This window comes from Variovorax sp. 01T439_2 (assembly GCF_056398445.1).
In genome coordinates, this window is record NZ_JBFTPJ010000923.1 from 1 (window position 1) to 2328 (window position 2328).

Annotated in this window: 2 protein-coding genes; both read left to right on the forward strand. The window is 70.7% G+C overall.

Annotated elements, in window-relative coordinates; all coding sequences use genetic code 11:
- The coding region (locus AC1DOC_RS29840) for an AAA family ATPase (protein WP_478131138.1) at positions 1-799 on the forward strand (799 nt) is incomplete at its 5' end.
- The coding region (locus tag AC1DOC_RS29845) for a cobaltochelatase CobT-related protein (RefSeq protein ID WP_478131139.1) at positions 796-2328 on the forward strand (1533 nt) is incomplete at its 3' end. The genes AC1DOC_RS29840 and AC1DOC_RS29845, both read left to right, overlap by 4 nt.

The following is a 2328-nucleotide window of genomic DNA, read 5'->3' on the forward strand; positions in this document are numbered from 1 at the left end:
GCGCGTGATGGTGCAGGGGCTGCACGGCACCGGCAAGTCGACCCACATCGAGCAGGTGGCGGCGCGGCTGAACTGGCCCTGCGTGCGCCTGAACCTCGATGGCCACATCAGCCGCCTCGACCTCGTGGGCAAGGACGCGGTGGTGCTGCGCGAAGGAAAACAGGTCACCGAGTTCCAGGAAGGCATCGTGCCGTGGTCACTGCAGCGGCCGGTGGCGCTGGTGTTCGACGAGTACGACGCGGGCCGGCCCGACGTGATGTTCGTGATCCAGCGCATCCTGGAACAGGGCGGCAAGTTCACGCTGATGGACCAGAACCGGGTGCTGCGCCCGCACCCCTTCTTCCGCCTCTTCGCCACCGCCAACACGGTGGGCCTGGGCAACCTCAACGGCCTGTACCACGGCGCGCAGCGGCTCAACCATGCGCAGATCGACCGCTGGAACATCGTGGCCTCGCTCAACTACCTGCCGGCCGATGAGGAGATCGCGATCGTGCAGGCGCGCGTGCCTTCGCTCGCAGACGATGCGGGCCGCCAGCTGGTGGCATCGATGGTGGCCGTGGCCGATCTCACGCGCAAGGGCTTCGCGGCGGGCGACCTCTCGACGCTGATGTCGCCGCGCACCGTGATCACCTGGGCCGAGAACGTCGAGATCTTCAAGGACCCGGCGCTGGCGTTTCGCCTGTCCTTCGTCAACAAGTGCGACGACGCGGAGCGGCCTCTGGTGGCCGAATATTTCCAGCGCTGCTTCGACCAGGAACTGAAGGAGTCGCACCAGCTGTCGTCGGGACCGCGCGAATGACCGACATGCCCGCGAGCGCCATGCAGCGCCGCGTGCGGCAGGAGGAGCAGGTCGCCGAACTCTGCGCGGGCGTGGTGCGGGCCTTCAGCGGCGAGCGCGACCTGCACTTTCGCGGGCGGCGCCTGCACCGCGGCCGCGCGGCGCTGCCGTGGTTCGCGCCGCACCTGCATCCCTCGCCCGAGACCGACGACTTCGCCTCCTTCCGCGGCGTGGCCGACGGCTTGGCGCTGCGGCTCACGGTGTCCGATGCCGCGCTGCACGAAAGCCTGCGGCCCGAGGAGCCGGTCGAACGCATGCTGTTCGAGATGCTCGAGCAGTTCCGCGCCGAAGCCATGGCGCCCGAGGTCATGGCGGGCATGCGCCGCAACCTGCGGCACCGCCATGAGCAGTGGTCGCTCGCCTTCCACCATTCGGGCCTGACCGACACCGCGCGCGGCCTGCTGCTCTATGCCGTGGCGCAGATCTGCCGCGCCCGCGTGAGCGGCCAACAGGTGGTGGAAGAAACCGAGGACATGCTCGAAGCCACGCGCTTTCACCTTGCGCCATTGATTGGCCACGCACTCGCGGGCCTGCGCCGCGACCGCGCCGACCAGGCCGCCTACGCCGTGCACGCACTCGCCATCGCCCGCACCGTCGCCGCGATGCTGCATGAGGCCGGCGAAGACAGCAGCGACGCACGCGACCCGCATGTGGACGACAAGCGCAGCGTGTTCATGCTCGTCGCCGACATGGACCGCGAGATTGTCGAGCGCTTCACCACCGCCGAGTCGGGCCGCAGCGTGGTGCTCGACGGCGCGGGCGGTGCCTACCGCGTCTTCACCGCCGCCTACGACCGCGAGCACGATGCCGCCGCGCTCGCGCGCAAGGAAGTGCTCGCCGGCCACCGCGAAAAGCTCGACCGCCGCATCGCCGCGCAGGGCGTGAACATCGCGCGCCTGGCCCGCGAGCTGCGTGCGCTGCTGGCCGACCCCACGCGCGACGGCTGGGACAGCGGCCAGGAGGAAGGCCTGGTCGATGGCCGCCGGCTCGCGCAGCTGGTGGCCTCGCCGACCGAGCGCCGCCTGTTCCGCACCGAGCGCACGGAGCCGGTGGCCGACTGCATGGTGACGTTCCTGATCGACTGCTCGGGTTCGATGAAGGAGCATGCCGAATCGGTCGCGATGATGGCCGACGTGTTCGCGCGCGCGCTCGAGCAGGCCGGCACGGCCAGCGAAGTGCTGGGCTTCACCACCGGCGCCTGGAACGGCGGCCGCGCGCATCGCGAGTGGGTGCGCGCCGGCAGGCCCCCTCACCCCGGCCGCCTCAACGAGCGCTGCCACATCGTCTTCAAGGCCGCCGCCACGCCCTGGCGCCGCGCACGCCCCGCGATGGCGGCGCTGCTGAAGGCCGACCTGTTCCGCGAGGGCATCGACGGCGAAGCGGTCGACTGGGCCTGCGAGCGCCTGCGCGAGCGGCCGGAGGCGCGCAAGCTGCTGCTGGTGATTTCCGACGGCTCGCCGATGGACAGCGCGACGCACCTGGCGAACGAT